Origin of the sequence: Paraburkholderia unamae (assembly GCF_003096875.1) — a bacterium.
Classification (GTDB): domain Bacteria; phylum Pseudomonadota; class Gammaproteobacteria; order Burkholderiales; family Burkholderiaceae; genus Paraburkholderia; species Paraburkholderia unamae.
Genome location: NZ_QEOB01000019.1, coordinates 81,704 through 97,065, shown reverse-complemented (window position 1 = coordinate 97,065; position 15,362 = coordinate 81,704). Strand labels below are relative to the sequence as shown.

Sequence of the window (15,362 nt, the reverse complement as noted above, 5' to 3'; positions counted from 1 at the left end):
TTCCGCGTGCCGCCTTTGCGCCTGCGGCACAGCCGCCGTCTACGCCGGGCGCCGCGCCAATCGGCGCTACACTGCCGCTGTCGGGCCGCCCCCGGCAGCCTTTTCGAATAACCCGATTCCGGCGCCGGCGCGCCGCCGTCCCCATTTCATCGATGACCGATACCCCTAGCAGCGCCTCCCCGGACAGCGCCACCGTGCGCGCCTGGCTGGCCAACTTGCAGACGCAGATCGCCGACGCGCTCGGCGCCTTCGACGGCACGCCGCTCGCCACCGACAACTGGCAACGCGCGCCGGGCGAAAAGCTGCGCGGCGGCGGCTGCACGCGCATCATCGAAGGGGGACAGTTCTTCGAGCGCGGGGGCATCGGCTTTTCCGACGTTGCCGGCGACGCCCTGCCGCCCTCGGCCACGGCCGCGCGCCCCGAACTGAACGGCCGCGGTTTCGAGGCGATGGGCGTTTCGCTCGTGCTGCATCCGCGCAATCCGTACTGCCCGACCGTGCACATGAACGTGCGCATGCTGCTCGCCACGAGGCCGGGCGAAGCGCCCGTGTTCTGGTTCGGCGGCGGCATGGACCTCACGCCGTACTACGGCTTCGAGGAAGACGCGCAGCATTTCCACCGGGTGTGCCGCGACGCGCTCGCGCCCTATGGCGCGGACCTGTACCCGCGCTTCAAGCGCTGGTGCGACGAGTACTTCTTCCTGAAGCACCGCAACGAGGCGCGCGGCGTGGGCGGCATCTTCTTCGACGATTACGCCGAAGGCGGCTTCGACCAGGCGTTCGCCATGCTCAAGAGCGTGGGTGACGGCTTCCTGAAGGCGTATCTGCCGATCATCGAACAGCGCCGCGCGACGCCCTACGGCGAAGCCGAGCGCGAATTCCAGGCGTACCGGCGCGGCCGCTACGTCGAATTCAACCTGGTCTGGGACCGCGGCACGCATTTCGGGCTGCAAAGCGGCGGGCGCACGGAATCGATCCTCATGTCGATGCCGCCGGGCGCGACCTGGCGCTACGACTGGCAGCCGCAGCCGGGCACGCCGGAAGCGCGCCTTTATACCGACTTCCTGCCGGTACGCGACTGGGTTTGACCGTGACACAAGCCTTCACCGCTCCCCCTGACGCACTCGCACGGCGCGTCGGGCTGCTCGGCGGCACCTTCGATCCGATCCACGAGGGCCACCTCGCGCTCGCGCGCCATTTCGCGCGCGCGCTGGACCTGAACGAGCTGATCCTGCTGCCCGCCGGCCAGCCGTGGCAAAAGCCCGGCGTCACGGCGGCGCAACATCGGCTCGCCATGACGCGCGCCGCCGCCGCCTCGCTTGCGCTGCCGGGCGTGACGGTGAACGTCGACGCCGACGAAATCGAGCACGACGGCCCGACTTACACGGTCGACACCCTGCGCCGCTGGCGCGCAAAGAGCGAAAGCAACGCGCAAGCGGCGCTGACGTTGCTAATGGGCGCCGATCAACTGCTGCACCTCGATTCGTGGCACGCATGGCGCGAGCTTTTCGCGCTCGCGCATCTGGGCGTGGCGAGCCGGCCGGGCTTCGACTTCGGGACGCTGCCGCCAGCGGTCGCCCAGGAAGTCGCTGCGCGCCGCGCGAACCCCGCCGCCCTTGCGGCAACGCCGCACGGCCGCCTGATCGTCGACGAAACGCTCGCACTCGACGTTTCGGCGACCGAAATCCGGCGCGACCTGCCGGCCTGCGTGGCGAGCGGGCAACGTCGCGGCACCGCCGCCGACAAGCTTCCCGCAGCCGTGTGGGACTATATCCTTCAACATCATCTCTATTCGCAACACGGGTAACTATGGACATCCGCAAACTTCAACGCGCCATCGTCGACGGTCTGGAAGACGTCAAGGCACAGGACATTCGCGTCTTCAACACGAGCCATCTGACCGAGCTGTTCGACCGCGTGGTCGTCGCGAGCGGCACCTCGAACCGCCAGACCAAGGCGCTCGCCAACAGCGTGCGCGAGAAGGTCAAGGAAGCCGGCGGCGACATCGTCAGCACGGAAGGCGAGGACATCGGCGAATGGGTGCTCGTGGATTGCGGCGACGCAGTCGTCCACATCCTTCAGCCCGCGCTGCGCCAGTACTACAACCTCGAAGAAATCTGGGGCGACAAGCCGGTGCGCCTGAAGCTTGCCAACAACACGGGCTTCGCGGGCGCGCGCCCGAGCGAGCCGATGGACGACGAGGACGAAGACGGGGAAGTCGCGCCGGCCGTGAAAAAGCCCGCACGCAAGACCGCTGCGCGTAAAACCGCGAAGTAAGCGCGGCACGCTCGCCAACCGCATTCGTTTAGCACGATGAAACTGCATATCGTCGCCGTCGGCCACAAGATGCCGGACTGGATCGCCGAGGGCTTCGAGGAATATACGAAGCGCATGCCGCCGGAGCTGCGCATCGAGCTGCGCGAGGTGAAGCCCGAGCAGCGCTCGTCGGGCCGCTCCGCCGAGAGCGTGATGGCCGCCGAGCGCACGCGCATCGAGGCCGCGCTGCCGAAGAACGCGCGCATCGTCGCGCTCGACGAACGCGGCAAGGACTGGACCACGATGCAGCTCGCCAAGGCACTGCCGCTCTGGCAGCAGGACGGGCGCGACGTGGCGTTCCTGATCGGCGGCGCCGACGGGCTCGACCCCGAGCTCAAGGCGCGCGCCGATACGCTCCTGCGCCTGTCCTCCCTCACGCTGCCGCATGCGATGGTGCGCGTGCTGCTCGCCGAGCAGCTTTACCGCGCGTGGACCATCACGCAGAATCACCCCTATCATCGCGTGTGAGGCGTGCATAAAGCGCGCCAGAGCTTCGCCCGAGCCCGCCCGAGCCCGCTTAAGCCAGCCGCAGCCCGCTTGAGCCGGTTTCGGCGCGCTCTCGCCTCGCGCGAGGCGCGCACGTCAACCCGAAGTCCGTAACGTCCAAGACGCTCCGATGCCCACCAACGCGCCCTATCCGTTCGTCTATCTCGCCTCGCAAAGCCCGCGGCGCCAGGAGCTGCTCCAGCAGCTCGGCGTGCGCTTCGAACTGCTGCTGCCGCGTCCCGACGAAGACGCCGAAGCGCTCGAAGCCGTGCTGCCCGGCGAGCAAGCCGCCGTCTACGTCGAGCGCGTGTGCGCCGCCAAGGCCGACGCCGCCCGCGCGCGCCTCGTCGCCGGCGCGCACCCGCATGCGCCGATTCTCACGGCCGACACCACGGTTTCCATCGACGGCCACATCCTCGGCAAGCCGCACGACGCGGCCGATGCCTATGCGATGCTCGAACGGCTCATGGGCCGCGAACACGAAGTGCTGACCGCCGTCGCCGTGGTGAACGCCGAAGGCGTGTGCCTGCCCGTTGCGGTCTCGCGCTCGCATGTGCGCTTCGCCCCCGCGCTGCCCGCCGCGATCGCGCGGTACGTGGCGAGCGGCGAGCCGTTCGGCAAGGCCGGCGCGTACGGCATCCAGGGCCGCGCTGCGGAATTCGTCGAGCGAATCGACGGGTCCTATTCGGGTATCATGGGTTTGCCACTATTCGAAACGGCCGCCCTCCTGCGCGCCGCGGGCATCGACTTCTAGAACAAATCATGAACGAAGAAATCCTGATCAACGTCACGCCCCAGGAGACGCGCGTCGCATTGGTCCAGCAAGGCGCAGTACAGGAGCTTCACGTCGAGCGCACGCTGTCACGCGGGCGCGTCGGCAATGTCTATCTCGGCAAGGTCGTGCGCGTGTTGCCGGGCATGCAGTCCGCGTTCATCGACATCGGACTGGAGCGCGCCGCGTTCCTCCATGTGGCCGACATCTGGCACCCGCGCATTGCCGGCGAAGCGCACACGAGCGCGCATCATCAACCGATCGAAAAGACCGTGTTCGAAGGGCAAACGCTCATGGTGCAGGTCGTGAAAGACCCGATCGGCACGAAGGGCGCGCGGCTTTCCACGCAGGTGAGCATCGCGGGGCGCACGCTGGTCTATTTGCCGCAGGAACCGCACATCGGCATTTCGCAGAAGATCGAGAGCGAGGCCGAGCGCGAAGCGGTGCGCGCGCGCCTCACGGCCGTGCTGCCCGCCGATGAAAAAGGCGGCTATATCGTGCGCACGATCGCCGAGGACGCCACGAGCGAAGAACTCGCCGCCGACGTCGCGTATCTGCGCAAGACGTGGGCGACCATCATCGCGCAGGCGCAGCGGCTGCCCGCCACGAGCCTGCTTTATCAGGATCTGAATCTCGCGCAGCGCGTGCTGCGCGACTTCGTGAACGACGAGACCTCGCGCATTCAGGTCGATTCGCGCGAAACGTTCCAGAAGCTCACCGAGTTCGCCGGCGAATTCACGCCCGCGGTGTTGCCGAAGCTGCATCACTACACGGGCGAGCGGCCCCTCTTCGACCTCTACAACATCGAGGCCGAGATCCAGCGCGCGCTCTCGCGGCGCGTGGACCTCAAGTCGGGCGGCTACCTCGTGATCGACCAGACCGAGGCGATGACGACCATCGACGTGAACACGGGCGGCTATGTGGGCGCACGCAACTTCGACGACACGATCTTCAAGACGAATCTCGAAGCGGCGCACACGATCGCGCGGCAATTGCGTCTGCGCAATCTGGGCGGCGTGATCATCATCGACTTCATCGACATGGAGAACGTCGAGCATCGCGACCAGGTGCTGGGTGAGCTGAAGAAGGCGCTTTCGCGCGATCGCACGCGCGTGACCGTGAACGGCTTCTCGCAGCTGGGGCTCGTGGAGATGACGCGCAAGCGCACGCGTGAGTCGCTCGCGCATGTGCTGTGCGAGCCGTGCCCGATTTGCCTCGGCAAGGGGCAGGTGAAGACCGCGCGCACGGTTTGCTATGACGTGCTGCGCGAGATCCTGCGCGAGTCGCGCCAGTTCAATCCGCGCGAGTTTCGCGTGGTGGCTTCGCAGCAGGTCATCGATCTCTTTCTCGAAGAAGAGTCGCAGCATCTCGCCATGCTGATCGACTTCATCGGCAAGCCGGTGTCGTTGCAGGTGGAGTCGAATCTGAGTCAGGAGCAGTACGACATCGTTTTGATGTAGTCAAAGGGAAGGCCACCCCACGGGCCTTCCATCAATATAACTCCGCCAGAAATTTTGCCAGCTACTAATCTGGCTACTAAATTGAGGCGCGGTAGCACGAGCGCCTTTGCGGGCGCCCCCATTCGCCCTTTTTTTAACGGGCACGCGACAAGCTGAGCCGCTTCGATCTCTACCTGCTCACCGAGCAACAGCCGCCCCACAAAGGTTTGAAGCCGCTGCCCCAACTTGTCGCGCACTTGTCGCGCAGGACAAGCAGCGGACAAGTCGTGAGCCGACGATGCCGCATCGAAACTCGTCCCCCGGCGAACGATGCAGATCGAGTACCGCGAGCACCCCGAGTATCCTAGCCTTCGAACTTTCCGTTGCGAACCGCTGCGAGCCGACCTCTCTCCAGCCTCCTGTGCGCGGAATCAGCAAACCGAGAAGTTCTTGACGTGTCGCGCGAGCCCAATCGGGCGTGCCCACTCACAGCAGTGCGGCCCACAAGCGGCAGCGATCGATGAAACGGGAAAGGTCTTCCGGCCAGTGCAGCCCGCGCGCCCTTGCGTACGATGCGGAGTCGCTGCCTTGCGGCTAATTCGGCAGGAGCTGTGCGTCAGTTGCTACAACCGGCAGTTGGAACTGAGACGCGGCCGCAATGCCAAGGGAGCCCGCCCGGTCATCGTCGCGAAGCGCCTGCATCCTGCGCGATGCCTCGTCCACCGCGACGGCAATGCGGAACTTCTTGATCTAGAGTTTTGCTCCGGCCGCGAAGAGGCAGCCGCCATCGTGAAGCGGCGCTGGCCGACAGCGCATGTGGCCGACTATGAGCAGCTGAGCGATCGACTGGCGCCACGCGCGCGGTCGCCAAAAAGGCGAACAACACACCCATTCAGCATTCGCACGGCCCTCCCTGAGTGAATACTGCGGGTCCGTTCACTGCGGCACTGGCGTCACGCGCGACGCCCCAGGCGCACGTACAATCCTCGCAACCACGTCGCACATTGATAACTATGACCGGCAGCTATTGAGTTTGAAAACTCTGGAAGATCACCGAGGTGTTAGTGCCCGCGCGCATCGAAGGCAAAGCTTCGCGGCGGAATGTCCGGCCTCTGACCGAGCTTTGGCGTCACAAATCTGGATGAAAGAAAAAACGTATGTTGACCCGCGCGTGGCACGCGGTCGCGCGAGGCTCATGTCTGAAAACTCGCCAAAACGCGCCAGCGTAGAACTCTTTGAAGCACTGTTGAGGCGCCTCAAGCCGCGTTGGCGCGCCAGTATGACTGGCCGCGATGCGCACAAGTACATGCAACAGGTCGAGCAGCTCCTTACCCGGCACAACGTGTTCAGCTTCGGGCTTGCGCGGGAACCGGGTCACACGATAGTTCGGGGCTTCTACGAGCAACGTCGCCCGGACGGTGGCGTCAGCCTGATCTATCTCGAATGTTCCTCGCTACTTCCGCCACACATGGCCCTCGTGCTGCCCGTCGAGGTCACGGCACACGCACTCCAGCGCGCCTTCCAGCGACTCGGCACGATGGATCAGACCTTGCTACACGTCAACCTGCTACGCGCTTTTCTAACCTTCCCATTAGTGCGGCCTATCGTTGAAAAGGGTCGCTGGCGCCAGTTCGGTCTCGCCATCGAAGAAGGAATCTTTGTTGGAGGCTACGACGACGGTACATATCGCGTCCGTACATTTCTTCCCGCAATCGACAACGGCCGGCCGTCAGTGTGGCGGGAGATCCACGCGCTACTATAGCAAAACCACTCGGAATGGGACCGCTTCGAAGCCGAGGGAGGCCCTGAGCCCTCCACTCAATTCGATGACTTAATCGAAAGCCTTGCCGATCGCTATACGTTCCTTCTCGAAGCTCACGAGTCGAAGGACGACGCTCTCGATGAAGCGTGGGCAGCTCGACCTACACAATGACCGCCTTCTGGCCTCTTTCGCTGCCGCCGTCGCCGTTCGTGAGACCGCATTCGCCTTGAGCGGTCGGCATGTGCCAAGTAGGCGTCGGTCACGCAGTCGTCAAAAGGGCGAACAACGGCGCCTGTCTCGCCTGCGCGGTCTCCATACATCCGACAAGCTGCGATGACATTCGCCCTTTTAGCGACCGAGATAGTGGGACGCGGAATCCCCCAAAAGACGAATCCTGACTCGTTGGGGCACTCGGAAATTTCGGAGAGGCTTGCTGCATAAGGCGCTGCGGAAAAATCTACGGCCTCGTGTGACGATGACAGCTCCGCTCTTCATTTGCTCGGGGCCCTTCCGTGTCCGGCGCTGTCAAACTCCTGATACGATTTCAGTCTGATAACGCCTGGAGCCCATTCATGCTTACTCGTGCTTTGAACAAGGACGAAGCAATTGTGTTGATCTGTCGCCCAGAAAGTCATTTCTTCGATAAAAAATCCGCCAAGGTATCGGGTGCGTCCCTTCAGAAGCTCGTTGTAGCTCTCGCGAATGCGGACGGAGGGGACGTGCTGATAGGCATCGAGGATGACAAGGTAGACGAGTTGCCGGAGAAGCGTTGGCGCGGCCTCAGCTCAATTGAGGAGTTCAATGGCCATCTTCAGGCACTGCATGAAATTCTTCCGCAGGTCCCCGTGTCCATGGAATTTTTGGTGGCCAAGGACCTTCCGGGCTTTGTCCTGTCAATCGAGATCGATAAGAGCCCGCAGGTTCACCAGACTCCCTCAAAGGAAGTGTTTCTTAGAAAGGGCGCGCAGTCGCTTCCACTCAAGAATCCCGATCATTTGATCGCACTGAAATTTGCGAAGGGGCTCGCATCTTTCGAAGACGCTGCCGTGGCCAATGTGCCTGCGGAGATCATCGTCGAGTCAGAAGAGCTTCACTCCTTCTTATCCGATTTTTCACCAAAGACGGACGCACTTAACTTCACAGTTAATGAAAACTTGATCGACCTCAAAACATGGGACCCGAAGGTCTGCGGCCTTGTTTTGTTCTCTCCAAACCCGTCCGCAGTGATACCCACGCGATCGGGCGTAAGAATTACGCGCTACGAGACGAAAGAAGATGATCCCGAAAGAGATAATCTAGCATTTTCTGAATCCGTAGAAGGTCCAGCATATCAGATTATACAAAATTCGGTAAATAGAATAACTGCAATAATGTCTGACATAAGCATTTGGACCGTGGATGGACTGAAGAAAGTTTCATACCCTCCAGAGGCGATTTGGGAGATTGTTGTTAATGCAATTATTCACAGAGATTATTCTGTAGCGGATGATGTTCACATTCGAATCTTTGACAATCGCATTGAGGTTCAAAGTCCCGGCCGCCTGCCCGGATTTGTAACCATCGAAAATATACTTGATGTTCGATACTCCAGAAACAAGCAAATTGTTCGAACTTTGTCGCGATATAAAACACCACCCAACAAGGATATGGGAGAAGGTCTGAATACAGCCTTTAAAAAAATGAAGGAATGGAAGCTCAAGGATCCGACGATCGAAGAGGCACAAAACACGGTCGTCGTCACTATCCCGCACACACCTCTTGCCAAGCCAGAGGAGTTGGTTATTGAATTTATTAAGAAAAATGAAAAGATAACCAACAAGCAAGGGAGAGAATTGACTGGCATAAAATCTGAGAATGCCATGAAAAATGTATTCTATAGTTTGCGAGATGAAAAGATCATAGAGATGATCCCCAAAGGCAACAAAACCGAGTGGATTCTCATCAAAAAAATAGACTAAGGTAGATTCGCTAAAAGCGTTACCTTTTTCGCGATCCAATTCGTCCATGCAACGAGGAACGTGCGACCGTTCATTCGAAGAGGACGCGCATGGCCACTCTCGCCGCCTACGGCCAGCCTTTGAGTATGGGCCAGGACCTTGGTGGGGGCGCCCCCGAAAAATGCCCCACCAAGGCCGTCGGGCCTGAGACAGACAACTGAACGGCCAGCCCTTGCGGGCCGGCAACGCGCCGACAACCAGAGGGTGTTGCCACGGCGCTCGATCGATGAGATCGAGCAGGTGGGCTTCGCCGTTGCTGAGCGGGATCGAATTGCATCGAGAACCAGTTGAAGTTCGGCCTTGGACCTTGGCACAGATCATCTCGACTAATTCGTGTCTGATGATGCATTAATGCTACTACTTGCTCGGCTCGCAAAATATCACTGTTTTCTTTGCGTCAAGCTCTTGCAGCGAAGACACCTTGTTCAATGAAAGCACCAAGCGGTCAAACGGATAGTTCAATTTCAAGAATCGGCGATTTAAATCACTTTGATGCTCATCCGATTCGTAAATTACGGTTGGCGTACACCCTTCGAGATTTCCGCTTATCGATGAAATAACTCTCTGGTCTTGGTTTTGTTTCCACACAGCATATCCCGTGTACAACATTGCAACCACACTGATAACCATTACGTAGTTTGCAATCTTCCCGTACCAATATAGCTTAGGGTCGCGCTTTGCTGCGGCCAATTTCCGCATTGGCGTCGTTATTTCGGTATCACCGATCAGAACATAATCAATTGAGAATCCGGCGTCTGGATTGAAAAATACTACCGATATCGTCTCTCTTGGCGGAATTTCATCAATTAAAATTTCCTTATTTTGACAGTCAATTTTATATCTAACTTTCACATCTCGCCGCCTGAACTCTAGTTGCGCAGAGTACTCAAATTCTCCTGAATATAGTATGCGCAAATCTCGATGTGATGCATTTTCATGGTTATCTAACATTAGTACAGAAATAGCGAGCTCCGGCAAATCCTGAGTCTGCGCAGCAATTTCTTCTTTCAGAATCTCATGAGGTAGCGGAAAGTTGAAGGGTCCAAGACTATCGTAACCAACGGCTTGCGGTCGGTTTTGTTGTTTCGATTTCAACCACCCCCAAGCTCCAAGCGAAATCGGAACCAAAATTCCACTGAATAGCCATTCCTTGTTTTTGATAATCCAATCTAGTGCGCTTATCATTCTTAATATTTTTCTGGTGGTTAAAAGACTTCAGCCTACCAACCATAATCGAGTCGGCAAGCCATGCTGCCTGAAATACGCAAAGTATGCGCATATAGTCATCGGCAGAACGCGAGCTCTCCTTTAGGGCTTTTTTATTCACGGCGTACTTTTTCAATGGCTGGATCCGCCTACGCTCCTCAGAAGTCTCGGGGGAATCCGACGATCCGGATCCAGCCAACACCGTAAGGTGTCTCTAGGTGTCTTCTGCACGTGCGGGTATTGCACACAATTCGCCGAACCGCGAAAGTAGAAAACGTCGATTGATGGACACAAAAAAGCCGACTCGCGCGGGTCGGCTCTTGCATTTGGCGGCGAGTTCGCACCGCATTATCGGTACTCGTCAATCTCTACCGTGCCGCCCATCGCTTCCATCATGGCGCTGATATCGTCGGGCACATCGGGTACGCGGTCGCCGCTCTCGTTGTCCCAATAGCAGAAGAAACGCATACTCGCGCCCTTGTCTGTGAGTACTTGGCGAAGGTCCGTCCGTGGCAGATTGAGGTATTTGATGAGATACCGGAGATGCGGCTCAAGCGAATCACTACTGATAGCCGTCTTGCTTCTTACACCCCACACGCCAGTACGCCCAGGAACGCTGCTCACGCGTCCAGACGGAGTCTTGAAATGCTGGTCCTTGACCACCGAAGTATCGGGAAGGATGCCAAAATACTCGCTCCAGAATGCAGGATCAACGCTATCTCCTGAGACCAGAAAGGATACATACGCAAGTTGATGTCCGTTTGCCATTTCGCGCTCAGAAAGCATAGTCGTGCATATTGCCGATGATGTTCTTCTTGAATTCGACTGCGCCAGTGTCATGCCAGATAACGTTGTCATCACCCCGAAGGTTGAGATCGTCCTTCATGACGTGGACCATATCACCGAACGTCTTACGGTCATACCCAAGCATCTTCGCTGCGTAGTTCGGGTCGTTGGTGCTTGCAGCAAGTTCCAACGTATCGCCGCCGGCAGCATCCGGCGTGAACCCGAATGGCTCCGCATCGCCGAGTGGTGTCGAGCCGGTCATCCATGATGGCTTGGCCGGATTCTGTGGCATACGCGGCGGCTTGCCCATCATCTGCTCGACGGTCGAATAGGGGCTGCGGTCTTGCGGTCGCTGCGCGCCGTGCGCAGGCCGTTTCTCGCGATCCTCCTGAATGGCCTTGACGCAGGCGCGTAAATCCTCCCGCTCGGGCACGAAGATCAGCCCGCCCTCCCTGACGGCTCTGAACACGGCATCCCAGAGATCCCGGAGATCGTGAAGCTGTTGGCCTCTCGTCCACTCACCACCAAACACATCAATCTTGCCGAGTACTGCGCGCAGGTCGCCATCACTGGCCACCGACAGGGCACGCATCGTGCCACCGTCTTCAAGAAAGGCGCGGCGGGCGAACTGCATGGCTGTCGTGATGTCGTCGATCTCGTCGCGGGTGATTTCGGTGAAATGCCGGTTCGCGCCGAAGCTGTAGTGGCGCGGCGGTTCGAACGTGCGCGGACTGACCAGGCTCAGGTAGAGCGACTGGCGAAGGCTGGGCCAGAAAAGGTAGGTGTGTCGCTGGTTCTCGTCGCAAATATCGATATACGAGCCAAGAAAGAGCATGGATCGGATTCCTCGCCGTGCGCCACAGCGGGCGTGACCGGTATACGTAGCAGACAACGGGACGAGAGCCTTTGCGATAGATGAATGTCTGGCGACTTGATGCAGAACGAATGCAGCCCGTCAGACCGCGGTGGAAGGTGTCGCCAAGTGCCACCGAAACGCGGCTACGAAGAAAAAAGCGGCGTTTCAACGGCAGGGGTACGCGTTTCGACTACGGAGAATACCTTCGGCGCAAGGCGGCTCACGGCGGGCGCGATCTGCGTACTCATCACCGCGAATCCCTTACCGGACAAGGTTTAGACACTGGTTCACACCACCGAGGTACGCACGGAATCTGGGCTTTTTACCGTCTATAAAAAGGCGCGACAGAGGAAAGAAACGCGACCGCTCAGGTCCGCGACGCCAACATAGCGCTGAACGAGAGGCCGGAACGTTGAGCGGAACCAGAGTTTCTTCCGACTATATATAAGGGCGAACGGGCGGAAGAAACCGCGCGCCCGCCTCCCCCTCTCGCGGCAACCGGTCCGCGTAGATGCGTAGACCTCTCGGACTTTGCAGCCAGGCACGCATCGCGGCGTGCAATTACCCGTGCAACGGGCACACAGCAAAGGACCCGCACAGAATGTTCGTGTCGCAGTGTGTATCATCCGGTATCGCCCCATCGCGCCTCAAATGGGTAGCCAGAAGACTAAATTGGGACACGCAGCACTCTACCCACTTGATTTGATATCAAAAAATCAAGTGCATTAGAACAATATGACATCGTGCTGATGTAGCACGACGTCATGTAGCGCATCACCGGAGCATCGCAGTTGAATCACCAGCGCGTCACCATTGAACAGATCGGCGAATTCGACGAGATCATCGACGTGAGAACGCCGCTCGAATTCGCCGAGGATCACGTCCCCGGCGCGATCAATGCGCCCGTCCTCAGCAACGAGGAGCGCGTGATCGTGGGGACGATGTACAAGGATTCGCCCTTCGACGCCACACGCGTCGGCGCGGCGCTCGCCGCGCGCAACATCGCGAAGCATCTGGACACGATCTTCGCCGACCGCCCGCGCAACTGGCGCCCGCTCATCTACTGTTGGCGCGGCGGCAAGCGCTCGGGCTCGATGACGGCGATGTTCAACATGATCGGCTGGCGCGCGCGCCAGCTCGAAGGCGGCTACAAGGCTTATCGCCATACGGTGGTCGAGGCGCTCGGCAGCCTCCCCGCCGCGTTCCGCTATGTCGTGCTCGCCGGCCCCACGGGCAGCGGCAAAACGCGGCTTTTGAAGGCGCTGGGTGCGGCCGGCGCGCAGATTCTCGATCTCGAAGGGCTCGCCGCCCATCGCGGCTCGCTGCTCGGCGCGTTGCCCACGCGCGCACAGCCCGCGCAGAAGTCGTTCGACACGGCGCTCGTGCAAACGCTGCGCGCCTTCGACCCCGCGCAGCCCGTATTCGTCGAAGCGGAAAGCCGGCGCATCGGCGCGATCACGCTGCCGGTCGCGCTCGTCGAGCAGATTCACGACGCGCCTTGCATCGTGGTCGAAGTGGCGCGCGAGGAGCGCGTGGCGCTCTTGCTGGAGGAATACGGACATCTGCTCGCCGATCACGAATACTTCCGCGAGCAGCTGGTGAAGCTCACGCCGCTGCACGGGCGCGAGCGCATCCAGAACTGGTGCCGGCTGCTCGACGAGGGTGGCCGCGCCGAGTTGTCCGAAGCGCTCATCGCCGAGCACTACGACCCCGCCTATACGCGCAGCACGCGACGCCACTATCCGAAGCTCGCGAAATCGCTGCACTTCGCATTCCAGCCGATGACAGGCGACACGATCGCTCAGGCCCAAACGCTGCTCGGCCAGTTGCGGGACATGCCCGACACCGGCGAGGCGCAGGACAGCGAAGCCGAAGCGCCCCGCCCCCTCTGACCCTTCCCGCGCCTGCGCGCAATCACTTGCGCGCAACCCACAAAAACCAACCGGGCCGCAGAATCTCTGCGGCCCGGTCTTTTGCATCACTGGCGAAGGCTTAGCGCGAGTACATCGCGTTCCAGTCTTGCGCCGACACTGCGGGGCGGCCACCCGATTGCGATGCGTTCGCGACGCCGCCGTAGGCGCTGTTCGCGCCGTTCAGCGTGGCGACCTTGGCCTGCGCGGCCTGGATCGCTTCGGGATAGTGTGCGTTGTCGCCATCGCCGACGCGGTAACCCACCTGCTGGAGCTGCACGAGCTCGGCGCGCACCTGGGCGCGGGTGATGGTCGACTGCGACTGCGCGAACGAAGCGGCGGGAGCAACGAGAGCGGCAAGAGCGGCGGCAGCGGCAACGGCTTGAATCAGGGACTTCATGGTACGACCTCCATTGGACTTTTTGCGGTCTGTGTGCGGCGGTATGCGCATGTGACCGATGAACGCAGTCTAGGCTTCGGGAGGTCCAGGGTTAACCCCTAACGATCTAAAGGATTGTTCCAGCGCGTCGCAGAATCGCCGCAAGCCTTGGTGCACGGGCGTGCGCAGGCGTCGGCGAGGGCATGAGCCTGCTCGCCGGTGGGCAAATGATCCGGAGCGAAATAGATCGGGAGGAGATGGCGCCCCGCCGCCGAGCGACGCGCGGGGCGCACGGTGCGCGCGGGGCTGAAGCGGTCAGCGCGCGGCCGGAACCTTGGACGCGGCGGCGCCTGCCGCGGGCAACACGGTGGAGATCGCCTCGCAAACCTCGGCGATTTCGGCGGGCCGGCCGGCGTCGCCGAGCGAGATCGAGCGGCCCGGCACGCCAATGCCGAAGTGACGCACCGAAGTCGCCGTGAAGATCATCACCGTCGGGCGCCCCACGGCGCTCGCGAGGTGCACGAAGCCCGTGTCGGTGCCGACCACGAGCGCGGCGGCGTCGATGTATTGCGCCACCTCGGTCACGCTAAGCTTCGGCAGCACGACTGCGCCCGGAATGCCCGCCGCGATCGCCTCGCCTTCACGGCGCTCGGCCTCGGAGCCCCACGGCAGCAGCGCGGTCAGGCCCCGTTCGCGCAGGTGCGCGCCGACGCGATGCCAATGCGTGACGGGCCACTTCTTCTCGTCGCTGGAAGTCGCGTGAAACAGCATCGCATAGGGTGCATGCGCGGCGCCGGCCAGCGGCGTGGCGGGCTTGGGCACCACGAGGCCGAAGTCGGGCGCGCTGTCGATCGAGTAGCCGAAGGTGTCGCCCACCGTCTTGCGCAGGCCCTCCCAGGCGAGCAAATCCTCGCGCGGGGGATAACGCCGGTTGTAGGCGAACGCCGCACCGGTCTCGCCGAGACTTTCGCGACGGTAACCGTAGCGCAGGCGGCCTCGCGCGAGGAACGCGATGATCGCGCTCTTGTACACGCCATGCAGGTCGAGAATCACGTCGTACTTCACGGCGCGCAGCTCGCCGATCGAAGCGGCGATGGCCTTCAGGTCGGCCAGGCTGCGCGCGCGCTTGAAGCGGCGCAGCGGCGCGCAGAGCACGCGGTCGATACCGGGATTCCAGCTGAGGATGTCGGCAAACGCGCCGTCGGCCGCCCAGTCCACCTTCACGCCCGGAAAGGCTCGGTGCAGGTCCGCGACGACAGGTTGACCATGGACGATGTCGCCCATCGAGGTGACTTTGACTATGAGAATGCGGTCCATGACACGGAAGACTGACAGGACCACGCGCAACTGGAGGCAGCCTGCGCATGGCCGGGAGCGAGCAACGGGCTCGCCGGACCCGCGATTATACGTCAGCGCCCCGCGCGCAAGAGCGATTGGCGGGGCCAGGCGGCCT

At 61.0% G+C, this 15,362-nt stretch carries 15 protein-coding genes; 9 read left to right on the top strand and 6 right to left on the bottom strand.

Annotated elements, in window-relative coordinates; all coding sequences use genetic code 11:
• Positions 1–152 precede the first annotated feature (152 nt).
• The 8 genes from hemF (at position 153) to C7402_RS33010 (ending at position 8,733) form a co-directional block, all read left to right on the top strand.
• Positions 153–1,088, top strand: coding sequence for an oxygen-dependent coproporphyrinogen oxidase (gene hemF, locus C7402_RS33045; protein ID WP_112174301.1), 936 nt, complete (start codon positions 153–155; stop codon positions 1,086–1,088).
• Positions 1,085–1,807: a nicotinate-nucleotide adenylyltransferase gene (locus tag C7402_RS33040; protein WP_224038496.1), complete on the top strand. Its 723-nt coding sequence runs from the start codon at positions 1,085–1,087 to the stop codon at positions 1,805–1,807. Before hemF ends, C7402_RS33040 begins: the two co-directional genes overlap by 4 nt.
• 2 nt (positions 1,808–1,809) lie before the next feature.
• Entirely contained in the window at positions 1,810–2,277 is a 468-nt protein-coding gene (rsfS, locus tag C7402_RS33035; protein WP_112174302.1) for a ribosome silencing factor, read from the top strand.
• Between the two features lie 36 nt (positions 2,278–2,313).
• A complete protein-coding gene (gene rlmH, locus C7402_RS33030; RefSeq protein ID WP_112174303.1) occupies positions 2,314–2,784 on the top strand; it encodes a 23S rRNA (pseudouridine(1915)-N(3))-methyltransferase RlmH in 471 nt (156 codons plus the stop codon).
• A 148-nt stretch (positions 2,785–2,932) separates the two neighbouring features.
• Positions 2,933–3,556, top strand: coding sequence for a Maf family protein (locus C7402_RS33025; RefSeq protein WP_112174304.1), 624 nt, complete (start codon positions 2,933–2,935; stop codon positions 3,554–3,556).
• 8 nt (positions 3,557–3,564) lie between these two features.
• A complete protein-coding gene (gene rng / locus C7402_RS33020; protein WP_112174305.1) occupies positions 3,565–5,034 on the top strand; it encodes a ribonuclease G in 1,470 nt (489 codons plus the stop codon).
• A gap of 1,174 nt (positions 5,035–6,208) precedes the next feature.
• On the top strand, positions 6,209–6,775 hold the full coding sequence (locus C7402_RS33015; protein ID WP_133254605.1) for a hypothetical protein: 567 nt from the start codon (positions 6,209–6,211) through the stop codon (positions 6,773–6,775).
• 572 nt (positions 6,776–7,347) lie between these two features.
• On the top strand, positions 7,348–8,733 hold the full coding sequence (locus tag C7402_RS33010; RefSeq protein WP_116613648.1) for an ATP-binding protein: 1,386 nt from the start codon (positions 7,348–7,350) through the stop codon (positions 8,731–8,733).
• Between the two features lie 396 nt (positions 8,734–9,129).
• On the opposite strand, the gene C7402_RS46510 is transcribed toward C7402_RS33010, so the two are convergent.
• The 4 genes from C7402_RS46510 to C7402_RS33000 form a co-directional block, all read right to left on the bottom strand.
• Positions 9,130–9,867, bottom strand: coding sequence for a hypothetical protein (locus tag C7402_RS46510; protein WP_133254604.1), 738 nt, complete (start codon positions 9,865–9,867; stop codon positions 9,130–9,132).
• Positions 9,821–10,114: a hypothetical protein gene (locus C7402_RS46505; RefSeq protein ID WP_133254603.1), complete on the bottom strand. Its 294-nt coding sequence runs from the start codon at positions 10,112–10,114 to the stop codon at positions 9,821–9,823. Before C7402_RS46505 ends, C7402_RS46510 begins: the two co-directional genes overlap by 47 nt.
• Before the next feature lie 212 nt (positions 10,115–10,326).
• On the bottom strand, positions 10,327–10,746 hold the full coding sequence (locus C7402_RS33005) for a DUF4279 domain-containing protein (protein ID WP_116613647.1): 420 nt from the start codon (positions 10,744–10,746) through the stop codon (positions 10,327–10,329).
• Between the two features lie 7 nt (positions 10,747–10,753).
• Positions 10,754–11,599: a hypothetical protein gene (locus C7402_RS33000; RefSeq protein ID WP_116613646.1), complete on the bottom strand. Its 846-nt coding sequence runs from the start codon at positions 11,597–11,599 to the stop codon at positions 10,754–10,756.
• Positions 11,600–12,411: 812 nt separating this feature from the next.
• Between C7402_RS33000 and mnmH the strand changes: the two genes are divergently transcribed.
• Positions 12,412–13,512 carry a tRNA 2-selenouridine(34) synthase MnmH gene (gene mnmH, locus C7402_RS32995; RefSeq protein WP_116613645.1) on the top strand — a complete coding sequence of 367 codons (1,101 nt, stop codon included), beginning with the start codon at positions 12,412–12,414 and terminating at the stop codon, positions 13,510–13,512.
• 100 nt (positions 13,513–13,612) lie between these two features.
• On the opposite strand, the gene C7402_RS32990 is transcribed toward mnmH, so the two are convergent.
• Both C7402_RS32990 and waaC read right to left on the bottom strand, forming a co-directional pair.
• The gene (locus C7402_RS32990; RefSeq protein ID WP_116613644.1) at positions 13,613–13,930 is read right to left on the bottom strand and encodes a DUF4148 domain-containing protein; all 318 of its coding nucleotides are present in this window, start codon (positions 13,928–13,930) and stop codon (positions 13,613–13,615) included.
• 294 nt (positions 13,931–14,224) lie between these two features.
• A complete protein-coding gene (gene waaC, locus C7402_RS32985; RefSeq protein ID WP_116613643.1) occupies positions 14,225–15,226 on the bottom strand; it encodes a lipopolysaccharide heptosyltransferase I in 1,002 nt (333 codons plus the stop codon).
• Positions 15,227–15,362 lie beyond the last annotated feature (136 nt).

Coding starts and splice junctions, on each gene's coding strand:
- hemF (WP_112174301.1), top strand. CDS start 153: ATGACCGATACCCCTAGCAGCGCCTCCCCGGACAGCGCCACCGTGCGC.
- rsfS (WP_112174302.1), top strand. CDS start 1,810: ATGGACATCCGCAAACTTCAACGCGCCATCGTCGACGGTCTGGAAGAC.
- rlmH (WP_112174303.1), top strand. CDS start 2,314: ATGAAACTGCATATCGTCGCCGTCGGCCACAAGATGCCGGACTGGATC.
- C7402_RS33025 (WP_112174304.1), top strand. CDS start 2,933: ATGCCCACCAACGCGCCCTATCCGTTCGTCTATCTCGCCTCGCAAAGC.
- rng (WP_112174305.1), top strand. CDS start 3,565: ATGAACGAAGAAATCCTGATCAACGTCACGCCCCAGGAGACGCGCGTC.
- C7402_RS33015 (WP_133254605.1), top strand. CDS start 6,209: ATGTCTGAAAACTCGCCAAAACGCGCCAGCGTAGAACTCTTTGAAGCA.
- C7402_RS33010 (WP_116613648.1), top strand. CDS start 7,348: ATGCTTACTCGTGCTTTGAACAAGGACGAAGCAATTGTGTTGATCTGT.
- C7402_RS33005 (WP_116613647.1), bottom strand. CDS start 10,746: ATGGCAAACGGACATCAACTTGCGTATGTATCCTTTCTGGTCTCAGGA.
- C7402_RS33000 (WP_116613646.1), bottom strand. CDS start 11,599: ATGCTCTTTCTTGGCTCGTATATCGATATTTGCGACGAGAACCAGCGA.
- C7402_RS32990 (WP_116613644.1), bottom strand. CDS start 13,930: ATGAAGTCCCTGATTCAAGCCGTTGCCGCTGCCGCCGCTCTTGCCGCT.
- waaC (WP_116613643.1), bottom strand. CDS start 15,226: ATGGACCGCATTCTCATAGTCAAAGTCACCTCGATGGGCGACATCGTC.